This window comes from Paenibacillus sp. Soil522 (genome assembly GCF_001428245.1).
Classification (GTDB): domain Bacteria; phylum Bacillota; class Bacilli; order Paenibacillales; family Paenibacillaceae; genus Pristimantibacillus.
Genome location: NZ_LMRV01000036.1, coordinates 36,541 through 63,444 on the forward strand (window position 1 = coordinate 36,541; position 26,904 = coordinate 63,444).

22 protein-coding genes and 1 other annotated feature are annotated in these 26,904 nt (G+C 49.3%); of the genes, 7 read left to right on the forward strand and 15 right to left on the reverse strand.

Annotated elements, in window-relative coordinates; all coding sequences use genetic code 11:
- Nucleotides 1-21: 21 nt before the first annotated feature.
- From leuB to ilvB, 5 genes are all read right to left on the reverse strand, one after another.
- Complete coding sequence (leuB, locus tag ASG81_RS11175) at nt 22-1,101, reverse strand: 3-isopropylmalate dehydrogenase (RefSeq protein ID WP_056633454.1); 1,080 nt, start codon at nt 1,099-1,101, stop codon at nt 22-24.
- Nucleotides 1,102-1,363: 262 nt separating this feature from the next.
- Nucleotides 1,364-2,908 carry a 2-isopropylmalate synthase gene (locus tag ASG81_RS11180; RefSeq protein WP_056633457.1) on the reverse strand — a complete coding sequence of 515 codons (1,545 nt, stop codon included), beginning with the start codon at nt 2,906-2,908 and terminating at the stop codon, nt 1,364-1,366.
- A gap of 123 nt (nt 2,909-3,031) precedes the next feature.
- The gene (ilvC, locus tag ASG81_RS11185) at nt 3,032-4,024 is read right to left on the reverse strand and encodes a ketol-acid reductoisomerase (RefSeq protein ID WP_056633570.1); all 993 of its coding nucleotides are present in this window, start codon (nt 4,022-4,024) and stop codon (nt 3,032-3,034) included.
- A 130-nt stretch (nt 4,025-4,154) separates the two neighbouring features.
- On the reverse strand, nt 4,155-4,640 hold the full coding sequence (ilvN, locus tag ASG81_RS11190; protein WP_056633460.1) for an acetolactate synthase small subunit: 486 nt from the start codon (nt 4,638-4,640) through the stop codon (nt 4,155-4,157).
- Nucleotides 4,637-6,382 (reverse strand): biosynthetic-type acetolactate synthase large subunit, encoded by a 1,746-nt coding sequence (ilvB, locus tag ASG81_RS11195; RefSeq protein WP_056633463.1) that lies wholly within the window; start codon nt 6,380-6,382, stop codon nt 4,637-4,639. The genes ilvN and ilvB overlap by 4 nt, the downstream gene beginning before the upstream one ends.
- A 557-nt stretch (nt 6,383-6,939) precedes the next feature.
- Between ilvB and ASG81_RS11205 the strand changes: the two genes are divergently transcribed.
- A complete protein-coding gene (locus ASG81_RS11205; RefSeq protein ID WP_056633471.1) occupies nt 6,940-7,401 on the forward strand; it encodes a GNAT family N-acetyltransferase in 462 nt (153 codons plus the stop codon).
- Between the two features lie 14 nt (nt 7,402-7,415).
- Here the strand turns inward: ASG81_RS11205 and ASG81_RS11210 are convergent, their stop codons facing one another.
- The 5 genes from ASG81_RS11210 to ASG81_RS11230 all read right to left on the reverse strand — a co-directional run bounded on the left by ASG81_RS11210 (nt 7,416) and on the right by ASG81_RS11230 (nt 10,655).
- Nucleotides 7,416-7,775: a hypothetical protein gene (locus ASG81_RS11210; RefSeq protein WP_056633474.1), complete on the reverse strand. Its 360-nt coding sequence runs from the start codon at nt 7,773-7,775 to the stop codon at nt 7,416-7,418.
- Between the two features lie 183 nt (nt 7,776-7,958).
- Nucleotides 7,959-8,318: a 50S ribosomal protein L20 gene (gene rplT / locus ASG81_RS11215; RefSeq protein ID WP_056633478.1), complete on the reverse strand. Its 360-nt coding sequence runs from the start codon at nt 8,316-8,318 to the stop codon at nt 7,959-7,961.
- 47 nt (nt 8,319-8,365) lie between these two features.
- Entirely contained in the window at nt 8,366-8,566 is a 201-nt protein-coding gene (gene rpmI, locus ASG81_RS11220; protein WP_056633481.1) for a 50S ribosomal protein L35, read from the reverse strand.
- A 34-nt stretch (nt 8,567-8,600) separates the two neighbouring features.
- Nucleotides 8,601-9,098, reverse strand: coding sequence for a translation initiation factor IF-3 (gene infC / locus ASG81_RS11225; RefSeq protein ID WP_056633484.1), 498 nt, complete (start codon nt 9,096-9,098; stop codon nt 8,601-8,603).
- Between the two features lie 56 nt (nt 9,099-9,154).
- Nucleotides 9,155-9,312: a sequence feature (ribosomal protein L20 leader region), on the reverse strand.
- A 107-nt stretch (nt 9,313-9,419) separates the two neighbouring features.
- Nucleotides 9,420-10,655 carry a glycosyltransferase family 2 protein gene (locus ASG81_RS11230; protein WP_056633487.1) on the reverse strand — a complete coding sequence of 412 codons (1,236 nt, stop codon included), beginning with the start codon at nt 10,653-10,655 and terminating at the stop codon, nt 9,420-9,422.
- Between the two features lie 623 nt (nt 10,656-11,278).
- Here ASG81_RS11230 and ASG81_RS11235 point away from each other — a divergent pair.
- Nucleotides 11,279-11,851, forward strand: a complete 573-nt coding sequence (locus tag ASG81_RS11235) for a phosphatase PAP2 family protein (protein WP_056633494.1) — start codon at nt 11,279-11,281, stop codon at nt 11,849-11,851.
- On the opposite strand, the gene trmB is transcribed toward ASG81_RS11235, so the two are convergent.
- Together trmB and ASG81_RS11245 are read right to left on the reverse strand one after the other, a co-directional pair.
- Entirely contained in the window at nt 11,848-12,615 is a 768-nt protein-coding gene (gene trmB, locus ASG81_RS11240) for a tRNA (guanosine(46)-N7)-methyltransferase TrmB (protein ID WP_056633499.1), read from the reverse strand. The two genes, ASG81_RS11235 and trmB, sit on opposite strands and share 4 nt — an antisense overlap.
- Nucleotides 12,616-12,841: 226 nt before the next feature.
- Nucleotides 12,842-13,051 carry a hypothetical protein gene (locus ASG81_RS11245; RefSeq protein WP_056633502.1) on the reverse strand — a complete coding sequence of 70 codons (210 nt, stop codon included), beginning with the start codon at nt 13,049-13,051 and terminating at the stop codon, nt 12,842-12,844.
- 281 nt (nt 13,052-13,332) lie between these two features.
- Between ASG81_RS11245 and ASG81_RS11250 the strand changes: the two genes are divergently transcribed.
- From ASG81_RS11250 to ASG81_RS11260, 3 genes are all read left to right on the forward strand, one after another.
- Entirely contained in the window at nt 13,333-14,295 is a 963-nt protein-coding gene (locus ASG81_RS11250) for a TIGR01212 family radical SAM protein (protein ID WP_155971429.1), read from the forward strand.
- 88 nt (nt 14,296-14,383) lie between these two features.
- Complete coding sequence (locus tag ASG81_RS11255; protein ID WP_056633577.1) at nt 14,384-14,995, forward strand: tRNA (mnm(5)s(2)U34)-methyltransferase; 612 nt, start codon at nt 14,384-14,386, stop codon at nt 14,993-14,995.
- A gap of 217 nt (nt 14,996-15,212) precedes the next feature.
- Nucleotides 15,213-16,187: a type I phosphomannose isomerase catalytic subunit gene (locus ASG81_RS11260; RefSeq protein ID WP_056633509.1), complete on the forward strand. Its 975-nt coding sequence runs from the start codon at nt 15,213-15,215 to the stop codon at nt 16,185-16,187.
- A 104-nt stretch (nt 16,188-16,291) separates the two neighbouring features.
- On the opposite strand, the gene ASG81_RS11265 is transcribed toward ASG81_RS11260, so the two are convergent.
- Together ASG81_RS11265 and ASG81_RS11270 are read right to left on the reverse strand one after the other, a co-directional pair.
- Nucleotides 16,292-18,184, reverse strand: a complete 1,893-nt coding sequence (locus ASG81_RS11265) for a B12-binding domain-containing radical SAM protein (protein WP_056633513.1) — start codon at nt 18,182-18,184, stop codon at nt 16,292-16,294.
- 154 nt (nt 18,185-18,338) lie between these two features.
- Complete coding sequence (locus ASG81_RS11270) at nt 18,339-19,889, reverse strand: stalk domain-containing protein (RefSeq protein WP_056633516.1); 1,551 nt, start codon at nt 19,887-19,889, stop codon at nt 18,339-18,341.
- Nucleotides 19,890-20,078: 189 nt separating this feature from the next.
- On the opposite strand from ASG81_RS11270, the gene ASG81_RS11275 reads away from it, so the two are divergent.
- Nucleotides 20,079-21,005 (forward strand): RluA family pseudouridine synthase, encoded by a 927-nt coding sequence (locus ASG81_RS11275; RefSeq protein WP_056633519.1) that lies wholly within the window; start codon nt 20,079-20,081, stop codon nt 21,003-21,005.
- Between the two features lie 92 nt (nt 21,006-21,097).
- Nucleotides 21,098-21,439, forward strand: a complete 342-nt coding sequence (locus ASG81_RS11280) for a DUF1904 family protein (protein ID WP_056633522.1) — start codon at nt 21,098-21,100, stop codon at nt 21,437-21,439.
- A gap of 8 nt (nt 21,440-21,447) precedes the next feature.
- On the opposite strand, the gene ASG81_RS29800 is transcribed toward ASG81_RS11280, so the two are convergent.
- A complete protein-coding gene (locus ASG81_RS29800) occupies nt 21,448-26,856 on the reverse strand; it encodes a GH32 C-terminal domain-containing protein (protein ID WP_081417269.1) in 5,409 nt (1,802 codons plus the stop codon).
- Nucleotides 26,857-26,904 lie beyond the last annotated feature (48 nt).

A 26,904-nucleotide genomic window follows, 5' to 3' on the forward strand; every position in this document is an offset into this window, starting at 1 on the left:
ATAATAATTATAATCTAGACTCTACTTTTTAAGAGCGGCTACGACCAAATCGCCCATCTCCGAAGTTCCAATTGCTTTGCTCTTGTCAACAGCGATGTCGCCTGTACGGTGGCCTGCATCAAGCACTTCCTTCACGGCAGCTTCAATTGCCGCTGCAGCTTCGTGGTAGCCGAACGTTAGACGGAACATAAGCGCTACAGAAAGAATTGTTGCAATTGGGTTGGAGATACCTTGACCGGCGATGTCAGGAGCCGAGCCATGCACCGGCTCGTACAAGCCAAAGCTTCCCTCGCCTAGCGAAGCAGACGAAAGCATACCGATTGAACCAGTCAGCATCGCAGCTTCATCGCTAAGAATATCGCCGAACATGTTTTCAGTTACGATTACGTCAAAGCTTGAAGGACGACGAAGCAGCTGCATCGCACAGTTATCGACAAGCACATGCTCAAGCTCAACCTCCGGGTATTCAGGCGCAATCCGGTTAACGACTTCACGCCATAGACGGGATGTTTCGAGAACGTTCGCTTTGTCAACTGAAGCAAGGCGTTTGCCGCGAGTCATCGCGATATCGAATGCTTGGCGAACGATACGTTCAATTTCTTGTACATTGTATACGCAAGTATCAACCGCTTCTTCGCCGCCAGCGCCTTCGCGGCGGAATTTCTCGCCGAAGTAAATACCGCCAGTCAACTCGCGAACAACGATAAGATCAGTACCTTCAAGAACTTCCGGTTTCAAAGTCGATGCTTCCTTCAAGCAATCGAACACAGTAGCCGGACGAATGTTCGAGAACAAACCTAGCGCTTTACGAATGCCGAGCAAGCCTGTTTCCGGGCGAAGCTCCTTCGAGTTGTTGTCCCATTTCGGACCGCCGACAGCGCCAAGCAATACGGCGTCTGCGCCTTTGCAAATATCAAGCGTCTCTTGCGGCAGCGGTGTTCCTTTCTCGTCGATTGCAATACCGCCGAACAAGCCGTGCTCCATTTCGAATTTGTAGCCGTAAAGCTCCTCGGTTTTTTTGAGCACTTTAAGCGCTTCACCAACAACCTCAGGTCCGATACCGTCGCCGGCAATAACTGCGATTTTTTTTACGTCTGACATAATAAAGTAACACTCCTCTTTTTCAATTAAACTTGTCCGTCTAATGTACCCGAAACCTCATCATACAAATAAACCTATAAACTCATTCTCAGTCTATTATCATTTGTACCATAAATCCCGAACGATTACAAAGATATAAAATCTATTGACTCTATAGACTGTACCTATAGAGTCTACCTTTACGCATACCCGCTCTATTTCACCCTAAATAAAAAGCTCATTGCCTTTTGTTCAAAGGCAATGAGCCGTTCGTCAATGAAGGTTAGATCAGGCTCATCTTATCGCGGCGGCCTGGTGACTTGCGCTTTTCGATCAAGCGGTTAAGCGCGTCGATATATGCCCGCGCACTCGCTTCAAGGATATCCGTGCTTAGTCCGCGGCCTTGCGCAGAAATTTCATCCTGCTTCAGAACAACGTGTACCTCGCCCTGTGCATCCTTGCCTTGCGATACGGATTTGATCGAATATTCCTCAAGCTCTACATTCTCCTGCGTAACCTTATCGATGGCATTGTAGATCGCATCCACGGAACCGTTGCCGATTGCCACTTCTTCTGCGACCCCGCCCTCGTCTTTACGAATTCGAACGGAAGCGCTTGGAGTGGATTGATTGCCATAGCTCACCTGAATCGTCTCTAAGGTGAATACCTCCGGCGTATCAACAAGCTTCTCCTCGATCAAAGCGAGAATATCCTCATCGCTGACGTTTTTCTTGCGATCCGCCAAATCTTTAAACTTGGCGAACGCTGCGTTAACCGCTTCTTCATCAAGCTCGTAGCCTAGGTCGATCAGCTTCTCGCGGAATGCATGGCGTCCGGAGTGCTTGCCGAGCACAAGCTTTGATTCCTTCAGGCCAATCGTATCCGGTGAAATGATCTCATAGGTCGTTTTTTCCTTCAGCATGCCATCCTGATGAATGCCGGACTCATGCGCGAACGCATTGGCTCCGACAATCGCTTTATTGCCCGGTACAACCATGCCCGTCAGCTTGCTGACCAGGCGGCTCGTCTTGGCAATTTCCTTCAGGTTCAGCGTCGTTTGGGCACCGAAGAAATCAGGACGTGTAGCAAGCGCCATAGCGATCTCTTCGATAGCTGTATTGCCGGCACGTTCCCCGATTCCATTGATCGTACCCTCGACTTGATCGGCACCGTTCAAAATCGCAGCCAGCGCGTTGGCAGTCGCCATACCGAGATCATCATGGCAATGCGCACTAAGCTGAATCGTTTCGATATTCGGTACATTTTCCTTCAACGTTTTGAAAATATTTCCGAATTCCTGCGGATTCATATAACCAACCGTGTCCGGAATGTTAACGACCGTCGCGCCTGCTTTGATCGCCATTTCCGTAACCTCGCATAAGAAATCCAGCTCCGTACGGCCAGCGTCCTCAGGCGAAAATTCGATTTTATCAAAATATTGCTTGGCATAGCGAATCGCGCGATCCGCCGTTTCCAGCACCTGCTCCTTCTCCATCCGCAGCTTATGCTTACGGTGAATCGGGCTGGTAGCAAGGAATAAGTGAATGCAAGGATCCTGCGCGCCTATTAGCGCTTCGCGAACCGCGTCAATATCCTGCTCGCGCGAACGCGACAAACCGATGATCGTAGCATTCTTAACCGCGCGCGCAACCGCGTTAACCGCAGCCAGGTCTCCTGGCGAAGCTGCAGGGAAGCCGGCTTCTATACGGTCAACTCCAAGCTTCTCAAGCTGAAGGGCGATCTCTACCTTTTCCTTCGTGTTCAGGTTTACACCTGGAGATTGCTCTCCGTCACGAAGCGTTGTGTCGAAAACATAAATTTTCCGCATTTGTGCAATGCACCTCCGTGAACAGAATGATCCCGGTACGCGCTTGGAGCCGCTGGGCGATTCATAATGCCCATCGTCCAGCGATCCGGCGAACCGGGATATTGTCGTTCATTTTAACTGTTATTACTTCTTGATCCAGTGCATCAATTCACGAAGTTGTGCGCCTGTTTGCTCAATCGGGTGAGCTGCTTCGTTACGGCGAGTAGCAGTCAACATTGCGCGGTTCGATTGATTTTCCAAAATGAAGTCGCGAGCGAAACGGCCGGATTGGATATCTTCCAGAACGCGTTTCATTTCTTTCTTCGTCTCTTCAGTAACGATACGAGGACCCGTTACATAATCACCGTATTCAGCTGTGTTGGAGATAGAATCGCGCATCGACGCCAATCCGCCTTCATACATCATGTCTACGATTAGCTTAAGCTCGTGCAAGCACTCGAAGTAAGCCATTTCTGGAGCGTAGCCAGCTTCAACAAGCGTTTCGAAACCAGCTTTAACTAGTGCAGTAGCACCGCCGCAAAGAACGGCTTGCTCACCGAACAAATCTGTTTCTGTTTCTTCTTTGAAAGAAGTTTCAATAACGCCTGCACGAGTACAGCCGATACCTTTAGCATATGCAAGGCCGATTGCTTTTGCATTGCCTGTAGCATCTTGCTCGATTGCAATTAGTCCAGGTACGCCAAAGCCCTCTTGGTACGTACGGCGAACCATGTGACCAGGGGATTTTGGAGCTACCAAGAATACATCTGTATCTTTACTAGGCACGATTTGGCCGTAGTGAATGTTGAAGCCGTGGGAGAACATAAGAGCCGCGCCTTTTTTCAAGTTAGGAGCGATTTCTTCATTGTAAACTTTCGCTTGTGTTTCGTCAGGAAGCAAAATTTGAACAACGTCAGCCACTTTAGTTGCTTCAGCAACGTTAAGTACTTCGAAACCGTCTTTTTTAGCTACGTCTGCGGATTTACCCGGACGAAGACCAATAACCACTTTCAAGCCGCTGTCGCGAAGGTTTTGCGCTTGCGCGTGACCTTGGCTGCCGTAACCGATAACTGCGATTGTTTTGCCTTGTAGTACGCCTTGATCGGCGTCTTTTTCATAGTACATTGTAACTGCCATTTTAATAATTGCCTCCTTTAATTTAACCCTTTTGAGCGGGTGTTTAAGCAGAGAATGACGCATTGACAGCGGTTCTCCCCTTAAACTCCCGCTCAAAGCGGGATGTTGAAATTTATAATTTGAACAACGATTACTTAGCGTTTCCTCTATTTAGTGCGGTTACTCCTGTACGCGACAGCTCGCGAATGCCATATGGCTTAAGCAATTCTACCATTGCATCGATTTTTTCCGTGTCACCTACTACTTGTACCATAAGCGAATGAGTCCCGATGTCAACAACGGCTGCGCGGAAAGTTTCTACTACGCCAAGAATTTCCGGACGGGCTGCAGGCTCTGCGTTTACTTTTATAAGCGCAAGCTCTCGCGCAACCATCGGATTGGAGCTTAGATCAATAACCTTGATAACATCAATCAGCTTGTACAATTGTTTCGTGACCTGCTCGAGCGTATGATCATCACCCGTAGTGACGATGACCATACGCGACAAGCCTGCTTCTTCGCTGGATCCAACCGTAATGCTCTCAATATTAAAGCCGCGGCGTCCGAACAAGCCGGATACGCGCTGCAGAACGCCAGGCTGATCGTTTACAATTACTGCGATCGTGTGCTTTTTCATTCCGCATCCCCCATGATCATTTCATCAATAGTGCTTCCTTGCGCAACCATCGGGTACACGTTCTCTTCTTTGCGAACGACGAACTCAACGACTGCCGGACCTGGATGGCGGAGCGCTTCTTCCCACACGGCGCGCGCTTCCTCTTTGTTAGAGGCGCGGAAGCCTTTTACCCCGTAAGCTTCGGAGAGCTTAACAAAATCCGGGCTGCCGGAGAGATCGATATGGCTGTAGCGGTTGTCATAAATAAGCTCCTGCCATTGGCGAACCATCCCGAGCACCTGGTTATTAATAATAACAACTTTAACCGGAATGTTATTGATTGCGCAAATTGCGAGCTCCTGCGCACACATTTGCATGCCGCCGTCACCATTAATGGAAACGACTAAGCGGTCCGGATTTGCCATTTGAGCGCCGATAGCGGACGGGAATCCAAAGCCCATCGTGCCTAAACCGCCGGACGTTACCCACGAACGCGGCTTGTTGAATTTGTAATACTGTGCAGCCCACATTTGGTGCTGGCCTACGTCAGTCGTTACAATCGCATCGCCGTTTGTCGTTTCGTGGATCAATTCTACAACCCACTGCGGTTTCAATTCATCCTCGGAATCCTTGTAGGTGAACGGATATTGCTCGCTGGACGCTTTGAGCTTCGCACGCCAATCGTCTGCCTTATCCGCACGCTTCGCTTGTTTGTTAACAAGCGCAAGAACCGTCTTCACGTCACCGACTATCGGAATGTCCGTCGGAACGTTTTTGCCAATTTCCGCAGGGTCGATATCGATATGAACGATTTTCGCCAGCGGAGCGAAGCCTGACAGCTTACCGGTTACACGGTCATCGAAGCGAGCGCCGATATTAATAAGCAAATCCGCACTTTGAATCGATTTGTTTGCCGTGTACGTGCCATGCATGCCCGGCATGCCTAGAAATAACTCATTGCCGCTTGGGAATGCTCCCAAACCAAGCAATGTCGTCGTAATCGGAATTTGTGTCTTCGTTACGAACTCGAACAGCTCTTCATGCCCGCCGGAGTATACAACTCCGCCGCCGGCTAGAATGAGCGGACGTTCCGCTTGTTCAATCGCCTTAATGAGCTTATCGACTTGATTTTTGTTAGGCGAAACCGTCGGGTTGTAGCCGCGGATGCTCACTTCTGTTACCGGCTTGAACAATGTTTGTGCCGCTGAAATGTCCTTTGGTATATCAATCAATACCGGACCTTTGCGTCCAGTGTTGGCAATGTGGAATGCTTCATGAATAACGCGCGGCAAATCTTCGACATCACGCACCAAGTAGCTGTGCTTTGTGATTGGCATCGTAATCCCTGTAATATCCGCTTCCTGGAAAGCATCGCTTCCGATCAGGCTGGAGATGACGTTACCCGTAATAACGACTAACGGGACGGAATCCATGTATGCAGTTGCAATGCCCGTAACCAGGTTTGTTGCACCCGGACCTGAGGTTGCGATACAAACGCCTACTTTTCCGCTTGCACGGGCGTAGCCGTCAGCTGCATGAATGGCACCTTGCTCGTGACGTGTAAGTACATGATTGAAATCGGGGTTTCCGTGCATCGCGTCGTAAATGTACAACACCGCTCCGCCAGGATAGCCGAACACACAATCTACACCCTCAAGCAGCAGACTTCTTAGTAATATTTCTGAACCAGATATGACCTCGGGCTTAGAGAGCCTTTCTTTCAATTCCTCTTTTGACTTCAGTGTTGTACCTTGCGTTACCATCAGTCATCCTCCTCTCAAAAAAACAAAAAAACCTTTCGCTCCTCACGCTTCAAAACGAAGCTACGAGGGACGAAAGGTATATCTTCCGTGGTACCACCCAAATTCGTTATACATCTCCCGATGTATAACCTCCACAGGTAAGAACGTCGTGCACATACGTCCAAACCATTGGCACTGTAACGCTTGCCCTGCGATTCCCCCTATTAGGCAACAGCTTAAGTTGTTGCTTTTCAAGGAAACAGCTCCGAGGTGAGCTCGTAGAAAAGGGATTTTGGCGATGGTTGCAGCTGATCCATCCGCTCTCTGATCAAAAGAGCCCTAAGCACTTCGTCCTCATCATTGCTGATTGTGTATTTACCACATGGTGTGTACACCAGTACGTGGTAGATAAGACTTTCTCTATTATATGCCGAGAATCCCGGTTCGTCAAGAACCATGAGCAACTCTTCACACAAATTGTCATAGGCGCACTCCGCGGCCGTGACACATATACTATTTTAGCCCCCAAACGGCAAACTCATGCAGCGTTCCAGTGGATTCGGAGCCGCAGAAACGGAATGATGAACATGATTCGAATGTATGTGCCCAGATTTGATGAAGCTGAGGTTGTCCGCCTCATTCGCACCGAGCTTATCCCTCTGTCGCACTTGGTACACCAGCATGATGCCCAGACGATTCGCGAGCTTCCGAAGCGATTCCGGCGCGGTGTTACTTATGTAGCATCACTATCCAAAAAAAGCCCACCTATCTCCTTCATTCATTTTGAAGTTATGGGTGAGGTGCTTTATTTAGATATGATGGTCACGCATCCCGATCACCGTAATAGGCAATGGGGCAGAAAATTAATGGCGCATAGCGAGGCCTATGGCAGGACACAGCACTGCAAGATTGCCAGGCTGTTTGTCGATCAGGTAAATGATAAAGCCCATCAGCTATACAATAAGCTTGGTTACAATACCGTTCACTACTATCCTGAGCTGCGCTGCTACGAGCTGCTTAAGCCGCTTGCCCCGCTATGATCACCTAACCGCCATTAATAACCGTCGTACCCTTTGTTGCCATAATCGCCGCCGTAGACGTCATAGCCGTTATAGCCATCATATCCGCCATAGCCGCCGCCGCAGCATTTGTTAAAGTTGTTATTGCAGCAGCCTCCACCGAATCCGCCGCCAAAGAACGGCAGCGTGCCTATGGCAAGAAGATCGAACAAAACGAGTGGCAGTATCGCTTTCGTTTGCACAACCTTGCCTTTGTCTTTGTTGATTGGAGCTACGATCAGTTTATTATTATGCACCCGAACGAGCTTGCCGGTGACGACAGAGCCGTCTGGAAGTACTGCATAAATGGATTTGCCAACCAGTTTCCGTACTTGTTGTTTGGAAACGTTACCCATGCGAAATCCCTCCTTTCCCTTTGTCCTTCAGCATATTCAGGGAAAGAGGCTCTTGTCTGTTTGTTTGTCCTCGGAGCTTATAAATGTACGCATACTGCATGATGTAATCATTTAGCTAAACAAAAAAGGGCTGCCCATAAGTCATCGGAATGACAACTTGGACAGCCCTTATATGTTTAACGCCTACGCGTTAATTTTTTCTTTTGCAATGCCTGCAAGCGAGTTGAACGAAATGATGTCGTTAACTGCCAGATCAGCAAGGATTTTGCGGTTTACTTCTACGCCCGCAAGCTTCAAGCCGTGCATGAATTTGTTGTACGAAAGTCCGTTAATACGAGCTGCCGCGTTAATACGAACGATCCACAGTCTGCGGATGTCACGTTTTTTGTTGCGACGGTCACGGTAAGCATACATAAGGGACTTACCAACTTGCTCCTTCGCTGTTTTAAACAGACGATGTTTCGAACCGAAATAACCTTTAGCTAGCTTTAAAATTCTTTTGCGACGACGAGTGCGGACAAATCCGCCTTTAACTCTTGCCATGAGTGGAAACCTCCTGTAGGTTGAATTTGCTTATTTGTTGTAGCTTATTATTTCAAGTTGCCAAGGCCTTGCTTCAAACGACTAACGTCGCCGGCAGCCATAAGCGGTTGGCCAGCAAGTACGCGTTTTTGACGGCCGGATTTGTGTGAAAGCAAGTGGTTACGGTAAGCTTTGTAACGTTTTACTTTACCAGTTCCGGTAATTTTGAAGCGGTCTTTCAGACTGCTGTGAGTTTTCATCTTAGGCATATCAGTTATCCTCCTTAAAGTTCTTCATCAGTTGTTAACTGTTGGTTTTGGGTGCCAAAATCATAATCATGCTCCGGCCTTCCAGCTTAGGAGCGCGCTCTACGCTGCATATTTCGGCAACCTCTTTTGAAAGACGATCCAAAATCTTTTGTCCAAGAGACGCATGGGCAATTTCACGTCCGCGGAATCTTACGGATGCTTTCACTTTATCGCCTTCACCCAGAAACTTAACGACGTTACGGTACTTCGTTTGGTAGTCATTTTCATCAATGTTGGCACGGAACCAAACTTCCTTAAGATCAACGATCTTTTGGTTTTTGCGAGCTTCTTTTTCTTTCTTTTGCTGCTCATAACGGAACTTGCCATAGTCCATGATGCGGCACACCGGCGGTTTAGCCGTCGGAGCGACGTTTACCAGATCCAAATTAAGCTCAACAGCAAGCTGCATTGCATCACGAATCGATTTAATGCCGATTTGCTCGCCTTCAGCACCGACTAATCGTACTTCTCTGGCCCGGATTTCATCATTGATTTGATGTTCTCTGCTAATAACGTGCCACCTCCAAAAATGGTTTTTTCATGTCTTCACACAATAAAAAAATGCGGGTTCGCTCGAACCCGCATCTCATAACCGTACATGTATGTCAGTGCATCATTTCGGTTGAAACAATGGAATGACTAATCGATTATCGCGAACCAGCCAGCTTTAGCCGAAAGGTGAGAAGCGGGTGCTTCTGCTTGTGCGTCATTTAGTTAGTTGAAAATGTTACCGTGTTACTATACCATAGCCCACGAAGCTGTGTCAACGGCTTCGGTGAATATTTTTACAAGCGGCTGTTAAGCTCGCCCTATTTTATTTACTCTGCACTTCCTCTATCCGAACGACGCGCGTATGCTGCGTATGACTCCAAGTTTTGTTGTTCTGGGTGAAGAAGGCGTAGAACGTAATCGGCCACCAAGAAATAAGGAAAAACGGCAATGTCAGCAGGTGTGCATACATTTTCCACGATTTCACACCTTCAAGCATGAGGGCAAGCGGAAATTGAATGACCGATGCTGCAACAGCAATGACTATCGTCCACCAAGGCAAGTAATTATAAAGCGAATCTAAGTAATTAGGCGACGGAATCGCGATATCCACCCATATAATCATCGTCAGTATGAAACCAAACAATGTATTATACACAGAGATCGTGTAGATAGCCGAATCGAATTTTACAAAGTTACGCTCTTTAATGCTGGCCCACAGCAATGGAAAAAAGTAGTTGCGCGCTACGTTAAAATGTCCCTGCATCCAACGCAGGCGTTGTCTTGCGGAAGCTTTGAAGGTAACCGGCTTCTCATCGTACACCTTTGCATCATAGTTCAAGACCGGATAAATATCACGCTGCACGCAGCGCATCGAGAATTCCAAATCCTCAACCAGGCTCGTTGCTCCCCAGCCCATATCTTTAAGAAGCGCTGAGTCAAAGCACATCCCGGTGCCGCCGAGGAAATTGCTCATTTTCAATTTCGTTCTGGATAGCTGCCACAATCTGTTGCAGTACCAGTAAGTGATGCCATAAGCAGCAGTAACCCATGAATCGTCCGGGTTTTTTGTATCTAAATAGCCTTGAATGACCTGATGTCCCTCGCATAAATCATTATTCATCAGCTGCAAGAAATCAGGGTTTACTAAGTTGTCCGCATCGAACATAACAATCGCATCATATTGGCGGGGCATAGCCCACAGCTCTTTGAGCATCCATTCGATCGCATAGCCTTTACCGCGCAGCAGCTGGTTCGTTCTTTCACATGCATGAACGCCGAGGCTGCGGCTAATATCTGCCGTTCCGTCTGTACAGTTATCGCAAATAACAAATATATCGTAGAGTTCTTCTGGATAGTCCATCTTTTTTAAATTTTCGATCAGCGCTCCGACTACTTTCTCTTCGTTGTGAGCTGCGACTAGCACGGCAAAGGATTTTTGCGGCGCGTGGTGCTTCCGGCTTTTGTTTTTGAACAAGCCGAAAATAGAAATACTGAATTGATACACCGCGATTAACGCCATCACTACTTGAAACGCAATAAAAATAACACTTAGAACCATGCGGCACTGCCCCCTTGAGACCCCATTTTTTTTGCTTTTTTCAGCATTCGCTCTCGGCTGCTGCAAGCTTTTTATTATATATTTTCTCTTTGTATGAGTGTTTCTCTGCAAACACTCCCGGACCTTTATAGATTCTCCACGGAAACAACTTCTTTGTCAAAAGTTGAATTAGTCTCGATTACGCTTAATCTCGTCAGAAAAACGCTTGCATAGCACTTGAATGAACGCATACCTCCTTTTACTCCGACTCAGCCTTATTTTCAACCATTTGCTGCCTTTTTAGCACTAACGTCCTTATTTACGATAAAATGTGTGAAAATGTTTATTCGATTGAAGTGCGACTATGTGACGAACAGGTGAACAAGCAGCTTCATTCTGACACTTTTTGCTATTTCGACATTATCTGCCTTAACGTCTTAAAATATGTCCATTACAGTTTTACCCTACTGCATATTATTAAACAGAACATACAAATCAATATTTATACAATGCTTACTTAATTTTTTAATAATGGGACATGAAATAGTTTACGCCCAGCAAACAAAAACATGTTAAAATTGAGTTTAATGATATAGAAGAACCTGTAGGTTCAAATCTTAGCCACCGTTAGGAGGATGACAGCGATGGAACGAATGATAGGCTGGCTGAAGACAAGTGAGCAAAAGATGCTGATTTGGGCAAATCGGAGACCTGCCGGGGGAAAAAGACATCGACTGCTTGGCAAATGGTTAAGCACAGTCACACATATGGGCGGCGCTACCTTTACACTCGCTACCGCCCTCATATATGCGCTACTAGCACCCGCTCCTTGGAGCCTTACTGGCTGGCAATGCTTGACTGCCGTCATCATAAGCCACTTGCCCGTTGCAATCGTAAAACGAAAATTCAAGCGGCTTCGGCCCTATCAGGCTTTGCCTGATGTGAATACGGGTCACAAGCCGCTGATGGACTCTTCCTTTCCTTCCGGCCATACTACGGCGATCTTCGCTTGGCTCGTCCCTATTTTGTTGACGAGCAGCATTTGGCTAACCGTATTAGTACCGATAGCACTAATAATCGGAGTATCGGTCGGTTGGTCGAGGATGTATCTTGGCTTACATTATCCTTCCGACGTTGCGGCAGGCGCACTCATCGGAACGGTAACCGCCATTGCGGTCAACTATTCATGGGTTGGATCTGCAGCAGGCTTGAACTAGTTATCGTCATCCTCGGAATCATCCGAACCTGCTTCGATTGCTTCCGCCTCTTCCTTGAGCGACTTCTCCTGCTTCGCTTCACGGTGCTTCCGCAGTGCCTCGGAGCCGATTACTGCTTCCACGCGATAAATATTTTGCCCTTTTTCCATAAACTTCATCTCATATTCGGTAAACACAAGGTCCTCTCGGGGGCCTTCTTTGTGTAAATGGAGCGAAATATTGCGCATAACAAGCTCCATTTCCGCAAAGCTGTTCAATGAAAACTCGAACAACGATTGCGAATCCGTCTTAAAATGAATTTCACCGCGCTCGTTCAGCAGCTCGATGTATTTGGCAACGAGCCTTGGATGCGTAAGTCTCCGGCGCGCATGCTTGGCCTTTGGCCACGGATCGCTAAAGTTAAGATGAACGCGTTCAATCTCCCCTGGCGCAAACATCGTCTCGATACCTTCGATATTGGCGCGAAGCAGCGCGAGGTTAGGCGGATGCGACTCGCCTTTTTGCTCCCAAATAATGCGCGCTTTCTCACTCGCACGGCGAATCAGCTCGTCATACATGTCAACGCCAATAAAGTTGATATGCGGATAACGCGCGCTCATCTGACTGATGAACCGACCCTTGCCCATGCCTAGCTCTACATATATAGGCTGGTCGTTACCGAAAAACTCGCGCCATTTCCCTTTATGGGGCCCGGCATCGAGTACGACTAGTTCCGGCTGTCCCTCTATACTTTCGCGAATACCTTTTCTTCCTCTTAAACGCATATGCAGTGATTCCTCCATTTATCGTAGACGATGCAACGAATAGACTAGTCCTTATTGTGCCCAAGAATGTGCGCAATGTAAAGAGGAACGGACGAGTAACAGCTGCATACGCCATCCTTTTCATGGAAATGCTCGTTTTGTTCTGAAATTTTCGCAGCGTTTATCTATAGAAAAAAGCCGCGGCCAGTTGCATGGCACTGCGGCTTTCATATTGTGCTGCTTTATCTTAGAGGAGAAGCTGGTATGGAATCGGTCCATTCTCTTTCTGATCGCGCTCATAGGTTTCGAACAGCACTTCGTTTAGCTTCTTGCGGGCGGAAATTTCTACGCCATGGTTATTGTGAAAACGGACACCCGTAAGTGCCATTAATTCTTTAAGAGTCAATTCAACAGTAACGGTGTCATCGCCGTGCGGAATTTTGGACAGGTTATTCATCACTAATCACCTCATCAATTTATTTTAACAGGATTTCCATTTAATCGACGTTTCATGGATGCAGGTGCAAATAGGCTATGTCAGGTTTATTTGTTGTCATGTCGCACTTTTAATATAACACTTCATGTAAGGTTACGCAAGCCCGATTTAATCCATTTCAAAAATATTTTCCAATTAAAGCGATTTCCGAACGTTCTTTGCCCAAACGTATAACAAACGTGGCTTTTCCAATCGATTTTCGCTAAAATATAGGGTGTACGCTTTGAAAGAAGGGGAAAATGATGATTGAATTACACACATCACCGCAGCAGCCGATGCTCTGGGGCGATAAACGATTTCATACATGGAATTACGAAATGCGCGAGCAGTTTGGCGGCAAGGTATTTAAGGTGATGCTTGATGCCGGCTTTACTTGCCCGAACCGCGACGGTTCAATTGCGAAGGGCGGCTGTACATTCTGCAGCGCCCGCGGCTCCGGCGATTTCGCGGGCAGCAGACGCGATGATCTCGTTACGCAGTTCAATAATATACGCGACCGCCAGCATCAGAAATGGACGGATGCGCAGTACATTGGATATTTTCAAGCCTATACGAATACGTATGCGCCCGTTGAAGAGCTGCGCGAATATTATGAAGTGATTTTGCAGCAGCCTGGCGTTGTCGGCTTGTCGATCGCTACCCGTCCCGACTGCTTGCCCGATGATGTCGTCGATTATTTGGCTGAGCTGAATGAACGTACCTATCTTTGGGTAGAGATGGGCCTTCAGACGGTGCATGAATCAACTTCCGAGCTGATTAACCGGGCTCATGATACCGCCTGCTACGTCGATGCGGTTCGCCGTCTCCGCGAGCGCGGCATTCGCGTATGCGCGCATATCATTTACGGCCTTCCTCAAGAAACGCATGAAATGATGCTCGGCACCGGACGTGCCGTTGCCAAAATGGATGTGCAGGGAATCAAAATTCATTTGCTCCACCTCATGCGCAAAACGCCTATGGTGCGCCAGTACGAGGCTGGGCTGCTGCGATTCCTTGAGCAGGATGAGTACGTGAATCTGATTGTCGATACGCTTGAATTTCTGCCGCCGGAGATGATCGTTCACCGGCTTACCGGCGACGCGCCGCGCGATCTGCTGATTGGTCCAATGTGGAGTCTTAAGAAGTGGGAAGTGCTTAACGCTTTCGACGACGAGCTGAAACGTAGGGACACATGGCAGGGCAAGCTGTGGCAGCCGGGGGTCTAAGCGTGATGAATGACAAGACGTCTAAAGAAGCTTGGCATGCATGCACTGGCTGCTGCTGCCCATCGGCAGCAGCGATTGGGGGTGCGGTATGGGCTTTCTTTCCGTGCTGAGCATGGCTCACAAATGGATCGCAGAGCGCACTTCAACCGGCGATATCGTCATTGACGCTACAGCTGGCGGAGGCGTCGATACTTATACGCTAGCGGAGCTCGTTGGGCCAAAAGGTACCGTATACGCCTTCGATATTCAACAGGAGGCGCTCGACCGTACTGCGGAGCGTCTATCTGCTCTCGCAGGCGACAATAAGCTGCCTGCCTTGAAGCTAGTGCTTGAGAATCATGCCCGGATGGCAGAGGAGGTTGATCCTTCTGTCATTGGACAAGTCTCCGCAGTTATGTTTAACCTTGGATATTTGCCGGGTAGCAGTGACCTAACGGTCATAACGGAGCCTGCCTCAACTTTAGCCGCGCTTGATTCGGCGATTACCGTGCTGCGCCCGGGCGGCATCGTCACCTGCGTTCTCTATCCGGGCCACCCAGGCGGCGCGGAAGAAGCCGCCGCCGTCGAAGCCTGGGCAGCACAGCTGCCGCAATCGCTGGCACAAGCGGTTATTTACCGCCAGCCGCAGCGGCATGCGGCACCTTATCTCATCGCATTGGAGAAACGCCCATTGTCAGTTAATGGATACCGGGCGGGATAACCGGATTTGTGGAACAAAAAGGCTTTTTGGCCTTTTCGGTGCCCAGCTAAAGCAAAACCAGAAAAACAGCTCCCATTTTTCCTGCATAAATAGGCGGTTCATGTCATTATTTCAGTAATATCGTCCCTTTTCAGCGCTAGGTGTTCAGCCTATGCTTAATGAGAAGGGAGTAGTTAAAAAAAAGCAATACATACAAACGACATGGGAGAGATAACCAATGACTGTAAAACCTTATCCACTGCAATTCAAACCGGAAATGAAAGAACGTATTTGGGGAGGCCGCGCGCTGGAGGGATTTGGTCTCGAGTTGCCAGAAGGCTCCATCGGCGAGGGCTGGATGATCGGCGATCATCCGAACGGCACGACAAAAGTAATGAATGGCGAGCTGGCTGGTGTCGGCCTTGACCAAATTCGTGAAACGTATGGCCCTGTTTGGTTCGGTACGCAGGGCTTCTCCGAGAAAAACGGACGTTTCCCGCTTCTTATTAAGCTGCTCGACTGCAATGATGACCTGTCCATTCAAGTGCATCCAACAGACGTATATGAAGGACTTCCCGAGGGCGAGCTCGGCAAAACCGAAATGTGGTACATTCTTGACGCCAAGCCCGGCGCAAAAATCATCTATGGCCTGAAGGACGGCGTCGACCGCGCCGCGATGGAAGCCGCTATTGCTGAAGGCCGCATTATGGACACGCTGCAAGAGGTATCCGTAGAAGCTGGAGATGCGTTCTACATTCCTGCAGGTACGGTTCACGCGCTCTGCTCCGGCGTTGTTGTAGCCGAGATCCAACAAAACTCAGACACAACGTACCGATTGCATGATTACGATCGTCCAGGCCTTGACGGTCAATTGCGCGAGCTTCATATTGAAGACTCCCTTAACGTCATCGCCTACGAAGGAGCTGGCGCACAGCGTATGAAAACCGACAACGCGGTTGCTGGTCAATGGCTGACCATCGCTTCTTCCCCTTACTTTATCGTTGAGAAAGGAATCGTAGCCGAGCCTTGGCAGCTATCCACCTCGCTCGAGAGCTTCGTCATCCTTGTCATCGCTGAAGGCGAAGGCCAATTGAAGTGGGCGGACGGCGAGCAGTCCGTAAAAGCAGGCGAGTGCTTCCTTCTTCCTGCTAACCTTGGCGGCTATGAGCTTTCAGGCAGCGTGACGGTTCTTCGCAGCGTTGTTCCCGCTTAATCGAACCCTTAACATTTAAATAGAAAAATGCAAACAGAGAAGGGGCATGCCAAAGGTCTTAATTGACCACTGGCATGCCCCTTTATATCGCTTGCAATCATCATTTATCCTTGCAGCACTTCACGTCCTGCGTCTATCGACAACGTGAACGGACGCGGCTTCGGCTTGCTGCTGCCCGCATCCAATGTATACAATACGGCGAGCAGCGTGTGGCGCTCGCGTACCACTTCTCCGGTTGCCAGGAATGCCGCAAGATCAAATGGCAGCTTCTCAATAACGGCATGCTTGTGAAGCTCCTTCTCCCCGAGCCCTAAAGCGGTGAATTCAGCGGATACATCGTCAGGACGTTCCGCAAGGCGGCGCATCCACCCGCTCCACACGGGCTTGTCCATCGTAAACTCCCACCAGGTTTTGCGCGGCTTGTAATTATGATTAAGGAAATAATCATATTTCATAAGCCCCAGCACCACATCGGAATCAAGGCGTGAACCAGCGGTCGCGAGCACTTCGTCAAATGAAGCGGCAGTCTTCCCCCTCTCCTCCTGCGGCGCCCCCAATGAACCGATTGCCTTCTTGCCTGAAAGCGGCAGCGATTCAAGAAACGCCCACAGCCGAGAATACAGATCCTCAAGCTGATGACCGATCTTTTGCCAGCCGCTGCGCTCCCAGAAATCGCCGAACGCTTGGAAGAAATCGAATGGAGACGGAAATACGCGATCGACCAAATAAAGCAGCGTATGATCCATCCGGTGCGCGTTCCAGTATTTCTCGAGTACATCCTCAACCCGCTTAATGCGAACAATATCGCTAAATGGCATCATATCATTGCCGAGCATTTCATACGGCGATCTATCCATATAAATATAGCCCCATTTGTCCGCTTCGCGGCGGAGGCCCGTGCCCCGCAGCATTTTGAGAAAGCCAAGCTGCAGCTCCTCGGGGCGCAGCTCGAATACATCGTTAAACGTTCCGCGGAATGTCTCGTAGTTTTCAAGCGGCAGCCCGGCTATCAAATCGAGATGCTGATCGATTTTTTGTGAATTCTTAACCTTCATGACGGTACGTACGAGCTTCATCCAATTTTGACGGCGCTGAACGGCTTCGTTCGTCGGATCATTCGTCGACTGTACGCCGATTTCGAAGCGGAATATTCCTGCTGGCGCGTTCTCCGCCAAATAGTCTAATACCTCAGGGCGCATAATATCGGCCGTAATTTCAAATTGGAAGACGCAGCCTTGATGGTTTTGGATCAAAAATTCGAATATTTCGAGGGCGTAATCCCGCTTGATATTAAAGGTCCGGTCGACAAATTTAATGAGCTTCGCGCCTTTATCGATCAAATACAAAATATCCGACTTCGTCCTCTCCATGTCATAGTAACGAACGCCGACCTCAATGCTGGATAAGCAAAATTGGCAGCTGAACGGACAGCCTCGGCTTGTCTCAAAATAAACGACTCGGCTCCCCAGATGAGGAATATCCTCTTCAAAGCGATGCGGTGACGGCAGCTCGTTCAGATTCAGCTTCGGACGGGGCGGATTAATAAGCACCTCGATACGATCCTCGCGCTGCTTCCGGTAAGCAACCCCGAATACCATATGATATTTGCCGTCGCCTTCGATCTCGGTCAGCAAATGATGAAACGTCTCCTCGCCTTCCCCAATGACGATAAAGTCAACCTCTTGCACCCGTTCCATCCAATAGTCCATATCATAGCTGACTTCCGGGCCGCCTAGAATGATCTTAATTTCAGGCATAATTTTGCGCAGCATATTAATGACTGTAATCGTTTCTTCGATATTCCAAATGTAACAGGAGAACCCTACCACATCAGGCTTGCGCGAAAAAATATCCGATACAATGTTCATTACCGGATCTTTAATTGTATACTCTGCAATATCGATATCGAATCGTTCGCCGCTAAACGCCTTCAAGCATCGCAGCGCCAGCGAAGTGTGTATAAACTTAGCATTTAATGTGGACAGAACCACTTTCATAGCATAACCTCTCTAACGTAAGCTTTTGCTTATGAAGCGCCTTTCCAGAAGCACTCAGCGCCTATAGCAAGATGCCTTCTATTGTACCGAAAAAAAAGAAAAAAAAGAAGAGGCATCCCCTGCCATACATCGTGGCAGCAGATGCCTCTTACCGTTAATCTCTTACTTTAATATAAAGCTCGTCTTTAGCCTGCATATCGATGACCGGATAACGAACGCGCCATTTGCCGCCGCCAAGCGGCGTAACCTCGTCTGCAGCAAAACCGCGCGGCTCGAAGCCGTAATCGCGCTGGAAGGAAATAACGAGCTGGATCTTATCGTCCGGCAGCATCGAATGGAACTCATAGCCTATGTTGATCGCCCACATCCGAAGCTCCTGCGCTGTCTCAGGCCCGTAATACATATAGAACAGCGGATCAATATCAGCTGTCAGGACGAGCCAGCCTGAGGAATCGCGCTTCGCCTCCCATTTGGTAAACCCAGCCTCGCCCTCCGTTGTTACCAAAGAGGAATATTGATCCTTGAGCAGCTTCTCAATTTCAGTCAGAGATGCGCCCACGAGCGTTTCCGGCAGGCTGGAAGGTAAAAATTTCGCGCCCACGATTTGTTCGCCCGTCGCTTCGCTTCTAAGGTTGGCCGCATGAATAACCGATACGGCGAAGTTCAGATGAGCGTTCGTGCCCGAGTAGCCCAGCGTAGTAATGCCAATAAGTTCACCGTACTCGTTAAACAGAGCACCGCCGGAGCTTCCATGATCTATCGGCGTACTTGTTTGTATGTAGCGAATCCCGTTTTCGTAAGTAATGTTGCTGATCAGACCGTCAGAGACAGTATTTTGCACCCCTAGCGGACTTCCAATCGCGACGACCTTGCCGCCTTTAAACGAGTTTAAACCGTAGCCGAGCTCGACCGACGGAATGTTGATCGGCTTATCTGTTTTGATGATGGCTAGATCCGCCTTCTCGTCATAGTTGACTACGCCGGCTATTTTCAGCTCATCGCCGTTAATAGTAAGCGCTGTTGCGGAAGCCGCGTCAGCGATAACGTGATGATTCGTTAAAATCAGGTTGCCGCCAATGACAACGCCGCTGCCCTGCGCGCGATTCGTCATAATCATAACGATGCTTTCGTCAAATTTATCTACAAGTTCTTCACTCGTGAGCTTAGGTAAATTTTTCTGCTGCTCAAGCCATTTCTCGTACTCAGCTTGCTCGGCGGCCTCTTCAGATATAATGCGAACCGCGTTAGCGGCGCTGTCCCATTTCACAGTGGCGCGAAGAGATTCAGAAATGAAGCGGACAGGAACGAACGTAACGCCTTTGCGGACAACAGCCGGAGCATCGAGCTTGACTGTTTTACTATTAATGACCGCTTCTTTCTTGCCTACTTTAAGAGAGATAGATAAATTGCCTTTACGTCCGATAATCGTCTGTGTTTTGCTCTCCCAAGTGACGGAAGCGCCTAGCGCCGTAAAAATATCGCGCATCGGAACGAACGTAACGCCCTTCTCTGCATAGGCGGCAGCTGAGAGCGTAAGCTTCTTGCCGTCTACGATAACTTGCAATTGCTTAGCCGGAGAAGCAACCGCTTTGCTCGTAATGCTGGCAGCCTCTAAGGAACTGCCGCTTAGTCCCGGCAGCGGAGCAAGCAATAAGCCCGCTACGAGCAATGGACTGAGCAAAGTCTTAATAAGTTTTGTTTTCACGCAGTATTATCCTCCAACTTTTTCCATTTTCACCATTTGGTCTATCTATCATTTATCCTACCATTCCTTCTGACGCTTTGTCTATGAAATCGGTTTTCAAAGACAGCAGCTGACAGCCAAATAGAAGATTAGAACTGTTGGCTGCTCTCGTGGTATAGTATGAGCATTGAATCTAGGAGGTTTTTAAGCATGCACAGGGGGAAAAAGCGCGGAGCTCCTCAATCAAAAGCAGATAAGAGCAAGTCCTATCCGGTTACCGAACCGATGGAACTGCTTCCTTTTCTCATAAAAAACATTACCGGCGCCGGACGCAACGTCGTGAAATCGATATTGGCGCACGGACAAGTTTCCGTCAGCGGAAAATCGACTACCGCTTATAACTATCCGCTGCAGCCCGGCCAAACCGTGACGGTTGGCAAAGACCGGCCGCAGGAGAAGCTTCCGCTGGAAGGGCTCACGATCATGTTCGAGGATGAGCATATTATCGTCATTAAGAAGGAAGCCGGGCTGCTGTCCATATCGTCGGATGCTGCACCGGAGCATGAAATCACCGCATACCGCCAGCTTACGGCGCATGTACGGCTTGAAAATACGAAAAACCGGATATTCGTCGTGCATCGGCTGGATCGCGACACGTCGGGTGTCATGATGTTCGCGAAGAGCGAGGCGGTTCAGCAGCAGCTTCAAAACAGCTGGCAGGATACCGTTCAAGAACGCATCTATGTCGCACTCGTTGAAGGAGCCGTTAAGAAGGAGAAGGGAACCATTACCTCATGGCTGAAGGAAAGCAAAACACTCAAAATGTATTCCAGCTCATACCCGAATGACGGTCAGCACGCCGTCACGCATTATAAAGTGCTTCGCTCGAACAAAAACTTCTCCTTGCTTGAGGTGAACCTCGAGACGGGACGCAAAAATCAGATTCGCGTTCATATGGAGGACATTGGCCATCCTGTGGTCGGCGACAAAAAATACGGAGCCCGCACGCGGATAATCGGCCGGCTCGGGCTGCATGCCCGCGTACTTGCCTTCACGCATCCGGTTACGGGCAAGCTTGTCCGGTTTGAAACCGACATTCCAAAGCTGTTTCTAAAGCCGTTCCATGAAACGGAGTAAGCGAAGTAGAAAAAGCATCGGCCGACTTCCATAAAGCGGCCGATGCTTCTATTTACAGACAATAATTCCAACAAACCGGGAGGAACTCTACTATGCCACATCTACTTTTTCGCGGAGTGCCGGCAGAGCAGCTGCAGGCCGTTACCCCTGCGCTTGCGGATAAGCTTGCCGCCATATGCGAATGCGGCACCGATAATTTCACAATGGCTTGCCTGCATACAACCAGCGTATTCGACAGCCAAGGCCAAGCGGATGAAGCCTCCTTCGCTTTCATTGAGGTTGGCTGGTTCGAGCGCGGACAGCAGGTTCGGAACAGCTTCGCGCAGGCTGTCACCGAAAGCGTCCGCCGCCTTGGCATATCCGAGATCGAAATCGTGTTTCATGCATACCGCGAGGACAGCTACTACATCAACGGCGAGCCCGTCTTAGGATAACGGCAAACTTACGGTTGAAGCGCCCATACTTTATACATGATTACGGCCGCTTCCGCACGGGTAGCGGCATCCCGCGGATTCAAATTTCCTTGACTGCCCTGAATTAATCCATTATTAGCCAATAGCGACACGCTCTCGGCGGCATAGCTTGACACCAATCCCGCATCTCTAAACCTGCTCAAGTCTGCTGCTTCGGTCTTGCCAAGCTTATCGTTCACTTTCAGCGCGCGCGCTGTCAGCACTATCATGTCTTGTCTCGTTATGATCGACTTTGGATGAAAAGTATTGCCGCCGCTGCCGGTTGCGATGCCGAGCGCTCTCGCTATGGCCAGCTCATCGTAATAATAATCGCCCCGGTTGACGTCATCAAAGCGGCCGTTAGCTTCCGCTTTCAATTCAAGCGTTTTAACGAGCAGCATCATGAAATCTCCACGGGTCACATAACCGCCGGGATGAAAGGCATTTGAAGACACACCGTTAATAATGCCTCTGGAAGCCAATACTTCAATTTGTTTTTTTGCCCATGGATAACGTCCTAGGTCGGAGAACGATGCTTTCACAAAAGCTACGGCATAAATGCTGAAGTGAGTTGTCGTAAACTCCACTTTTCCCGACGCTGCGTTATACCTTCCGTTCCTTACCGGCACCGCTTTACCGGAAGCATCGATATAAAGAGCCGCAATATGCTCCGCGTCGTTCAGTTCGTTCGCGGCAGGCGTGTAATCCAAGCTTACCGTTACCGGCGCATCGTCGTTATGCCAATTAATCGGCTTTCCGTCGATCGTTACGGTGAGGTCAATGACCGGACGATCACCAATGAGGCTGCGAGAATCATCGTTAACGCCGTTTAGCCCGGCTCCGCTTATCGTAAACGAAACGGTATCCGAGCCCAGCACGTCCTCAGCGTGCAGCATTTTGCTGGAGAGAGTGACGGTGCCGAGCGGTGTACGGAGCTCAAACTTCGCGTTAATGGTTTCAGAAGAAACATAAGCTGCCGGAAGCTGCGCAGCATAGCCTTCCGCTCCGTCCAGCTTGGATAATTCAATAATAACCTTTTTGTTCCCGTCATCGCCGGCCATCGCAACCTCTAACGCTTGCTGCATCTGGCCCGCGCCGATAACCGCTTGCGCTATGCCGTAATCGTCTCGTTTCGTTAAAACGAGCAGCTTCGCGTCACCGTTTTCCTTCGTTAAATTTACATTGGATTGCTGCGCCGGGTTTGTTCCTCCGTTCGAAGGCTGGTCCTCGCCGCCAGCTGCGACGGTAACATTAGCTGCCGCTTTATAGCCTCCGTAGGTTGCGGTTATCACCGCTGTACCGGCACTTATTCCAGTAACCGTTCCTTTAGAATTAACAGTAGCTACCGCAGCATTTGATGATTGATATGCAGCCTGCTCTGTTACATCCGTCATCGGGGCTCCAAACGAGGACATATTTTCCGATACGGAAACGGCATGTACAGCGGTTTGATGGGTTTTTGCTGCGTTTAGGCTATAATCGCGATCATCCAGTCTGATTTTCGTAAACTCTTCATTTTTCCAGATGCTTTTTAAGTTATGGATTTGCATAGACAAAACCCGGACATCGCCGTCAACGGCATAAAGGTCTAACCCCGTACTCTCCGGATCCGGGAAAATAAGATCGGAGATTACCGCTCTCCCCTCGTTTCCGAACACCTCTACCGACGAGAGATCCACAAATAGATGCATCTTGATCCGATTATTTTCGGGAAGCAAGGCGGCTTCGTGTTTTGCCGCGAAGTTCACATGGAAACCCGTATCCCCGGATTTCGTGCGGTCGACAAAAAGCTCCTTAGCAGCCGTATCATAGCCGATCACTGTCTCTTCCGTTTCTGATTTGCGGACTTTAAAACCAAATTCGGAAGCGCTTCCTAGTTCGAACTCCGCAACAATTTCCATTTTAGTTCCATAAATATGATCCGTTATGCCGCTGTCTGCGGTAACTGTAACATCGTTCGCCTCGGCTATCGTTTCTCTTAATTGCGCTAGCTGTTCTACCGGCTTCTGGATTAAACGGATTCCTTCAGGGAACGTTTTCAATTCCAATTCCCTCGGAAGGGACATCCCTCCGCGCCATCCGCCCGTTGGGGTATTGCCCGCATAGCTCCAGTTGCTCATCCAGCCCATCCATAATCGGCGTCCTTCAGGCGAAGGAGCATCGCTCCACGTTACAGCCGCATAGAAATCGGAGCCCATATCCACCCATTTCAGATCCGCTGCAGAAAGGACTGGCTGATCCGGCGTAAATGTCTCGCCGTCGAAATTTCCGAGGAAATACATCATGCCCGACCCGCCGGCAGGAGGCAGCGGATCGCTCGGATTCGTACCGTTGCTGTCGCCAACGCTTAACATTAACACCCATTTCTTCTTCGCCGGATCGCCATCTACCGAAATTTCAAACAAATCCGGACACTCATATATTCCCTTGTGCGAACCTGCAGCCTCTTGTCCGAAGGAGCTTGCATATGTCCAATTTTTCAAGTTCGGCGAGGTATAAAATTCCACCCGATCTTGAACGCCGAGCGACATGATCCACTTAGAGCTAGGTTCGTGCCAGAACACTTTCGGATCGCGGAAATCCGCATTCGCCGTCGGCAGCAGCACAGGATTTCCGCTGTATTCCGTCCACGTCCTGCCCTTGTCCTTGCTGTAAGCTATACTTTGCACCTGATTTTTACCTGGTACAAGTTTGTTGTCGGCATGGGTGAAGACCGCAACCAGCCCTGAGCCTTCTTCATCAAAAAAACCGCTCGTATTATTGCGGTCCACCACCGCGCTTCCGGAGAACACGACCCCATTCTCCCCTGGACGCAGGGCGATCGGCAGATGCTCCCAATGGATCAAATCCTTGCTTACCGCATGCCCCCATGTCATTGGCCCAAATGTCGGAGCATTAGGATGATGCTGGTAAAATAAGTGGTATTCTCCTTCGTAATAAACCATGCCGTTCGGATCGTTCATCCAAGCTTTTTCAGGCGACATATGATACTGCTGTCTATACTTTTCGCCGTAATACGTATCCGGGCTGCTGGGATTAAAATCGTCGACACTGATGTAGCCGAACGGCCCCTCGGTTTTCTCGTCGATAATCTTTACATACACGAGCTCCCCGACATACGCGGCAGCGTCCCAAGTCACTTCCCGGTAAATATCTGAATCCGATCCGCTTGCGCGGAACAAGATCTCGCCGTCGCTGGCTCGGACTAAAGCCGCATACAGCTTGTCCGGATCCTGTCCTCCCGCGATGAGGAAAGTAATGTTGCCCGTTCCCGCAAGCTCGAAATTTCTGCTCTGAAGCGAACCGGCAGCTCCGTCATCCCCTGCGGCTTTGCCATACAAATGATAAGCGCCTTCATGCCCAAAGCCCGGCGTGCTGCTTACCGCTTGTTTGAACGCATCGCCTTCCTGCGTCCAGCCGGTCAAGTCCCCGGTTTCGAAACCATGATTCAGCATGTCAACGAATGGCGTGATCGTACGGAAATCATCCATATTCAAATGGCCAAAGCCGCCGTCGGATTGGTCTACGATTCGGAAATATAATTCCTCTCCCGCGTAGGCCGTGGCATCCCAATCCACCCGGATATATTTCTCGTCTTCATGGCCCGTTGCGGAAAATATCACATCGCCCGTGGAATCCTGTACGAGCTGAACCGACAACTCCTGCGGTTTATTGCCTCCGCCGATCAGGAAGGTAACCCTGCCGTCACCGGCTGTATGTTTGTCTCCATCCAAAATAAAGTGGGTAGACTCCAGCGTCCCTTTCCTTCCGTCGCCGCCTCCCTGGTAGCCCCACAAATGATAGGCGCCTTCCTTTTGAAACATCTTCGTCCCGTGATACAGGGCCTCGTTCGTCACCACATTATCAAAAGCGTTCCCTTCTACGACCTGCCAGCCGCGCAAATCCCCGGATTCGAAGTTCGGATTCAGGATGGCTGATGAAACATAGTAGTTAAAGTCGTCCACATACAAACGGCCGGTCGTTGACTGATCGACAACCTTGAAATAGAGCTGTTCATCCATATATGGAGACAGGTCCCATTCTACCGTTTCGAAAGCGTTCTTTCCCGAAGAGGCCATACGTTTTAATTCAATGTTGTCTCCTGCAAGGTAAAGAGCCACATAAAGATCGGCTTCGTTATCGCCGGCTAGTTTGAAGTTCACTTGTCCCGAACCCGCAAGCCGGAATATCGTGGATGTTAGCGTTCCCACGCCTTCTATGCTGCTTTGTGCGTACACATGACGCTGATAACCGGGAATGACAGCCGTATTGCCCTCTGCAACCGTGAATGCATCACCATCCGCGCCCCAGCTCTCCAAGCCATTCCTTTCAAAATCTTCGTTCAGCATCGTGTAAGAGCCTTTATTCTTATTCTTTACATGAAAATCATCCACATTGACATATCCAGCCCCGCTGTCGACTACGCGGATAAACAGCTTCTTGCCGAGATAGGCTTCGGCATTCCATACGATTCGTTTATACCGTTCCGAGGCGCTGCCCGTCGCTTTGAAAACCGTTTCCCCCGAATCCTCCCGCACGAGTTCCACATATTGGCCATTAAGATCGTTACTGCCGCCGATCAAAAAGTCAATTTCGCCGGAACCGAAAAGTTTAAAGACCGACGAGGTTAAAGTCCCGCTTTTCTCATCGCCCGCTCCGGCAGAAGCATGGTAGTTACCACTATGCCCATAAGCCTGACCTTCGCTGCTCGCGGCTTCGTTTGAAACCGTAAAGGCCTCCCCTCCTGTACTCCAACCGTTAAAGTTACCTTCCTCGAAGCCTGCATTCACAATGTCAATCTGTTCCGTATTATAGACGTGAAAATCGTCCGCATTCACATGCTGCCAGCCGCCTGCGGCAGCCTTATCTGCGATCCGGATAAATACATGCTCGCCAAGGTAAGCAGATGCATCCCATACAACCCGGTGATAACCTTCGGTGTCGGCAAAGGCTATATGCGTGCTTTTGATAAGCTCTGCCCCATCCGATTCGCGAACCAACGCAACATACTGCGTATCAGCCAAGTTCCCTCCGCCGATCAGGAAATTGATCTCACCCGTACCCCCTAATTGAAAATGGGTCGATTCGAGAACTCCTGCTTTAAAGTCGTCTCCCCAGAAGTGATATTCGCCTGCTTTATTGATCGGATCCTTATGCCAGTAAACGACGTCCGAAGTAACACGTCCCGGAGCCTCCCCTTCTGCCACGGTCCAACCGTCTAAATTCCCTGTCTCAAAACCGGGATTCACGATTTCATGTGTAATGGCGGAAGCTTCTTCCGCAAAGGCAAGGTCATAGGGTGCTACCGGAGCAATAACTCCGGTAAAGATTAACAAAAAAGCCAAAAGGAGCGATACTGACTTATTCGCTTTACGAAATTTATAAATATTCGTAATCATTGAAATGGCATCCCCTATCCTCATATTTTAGCTATTCACTATGATATT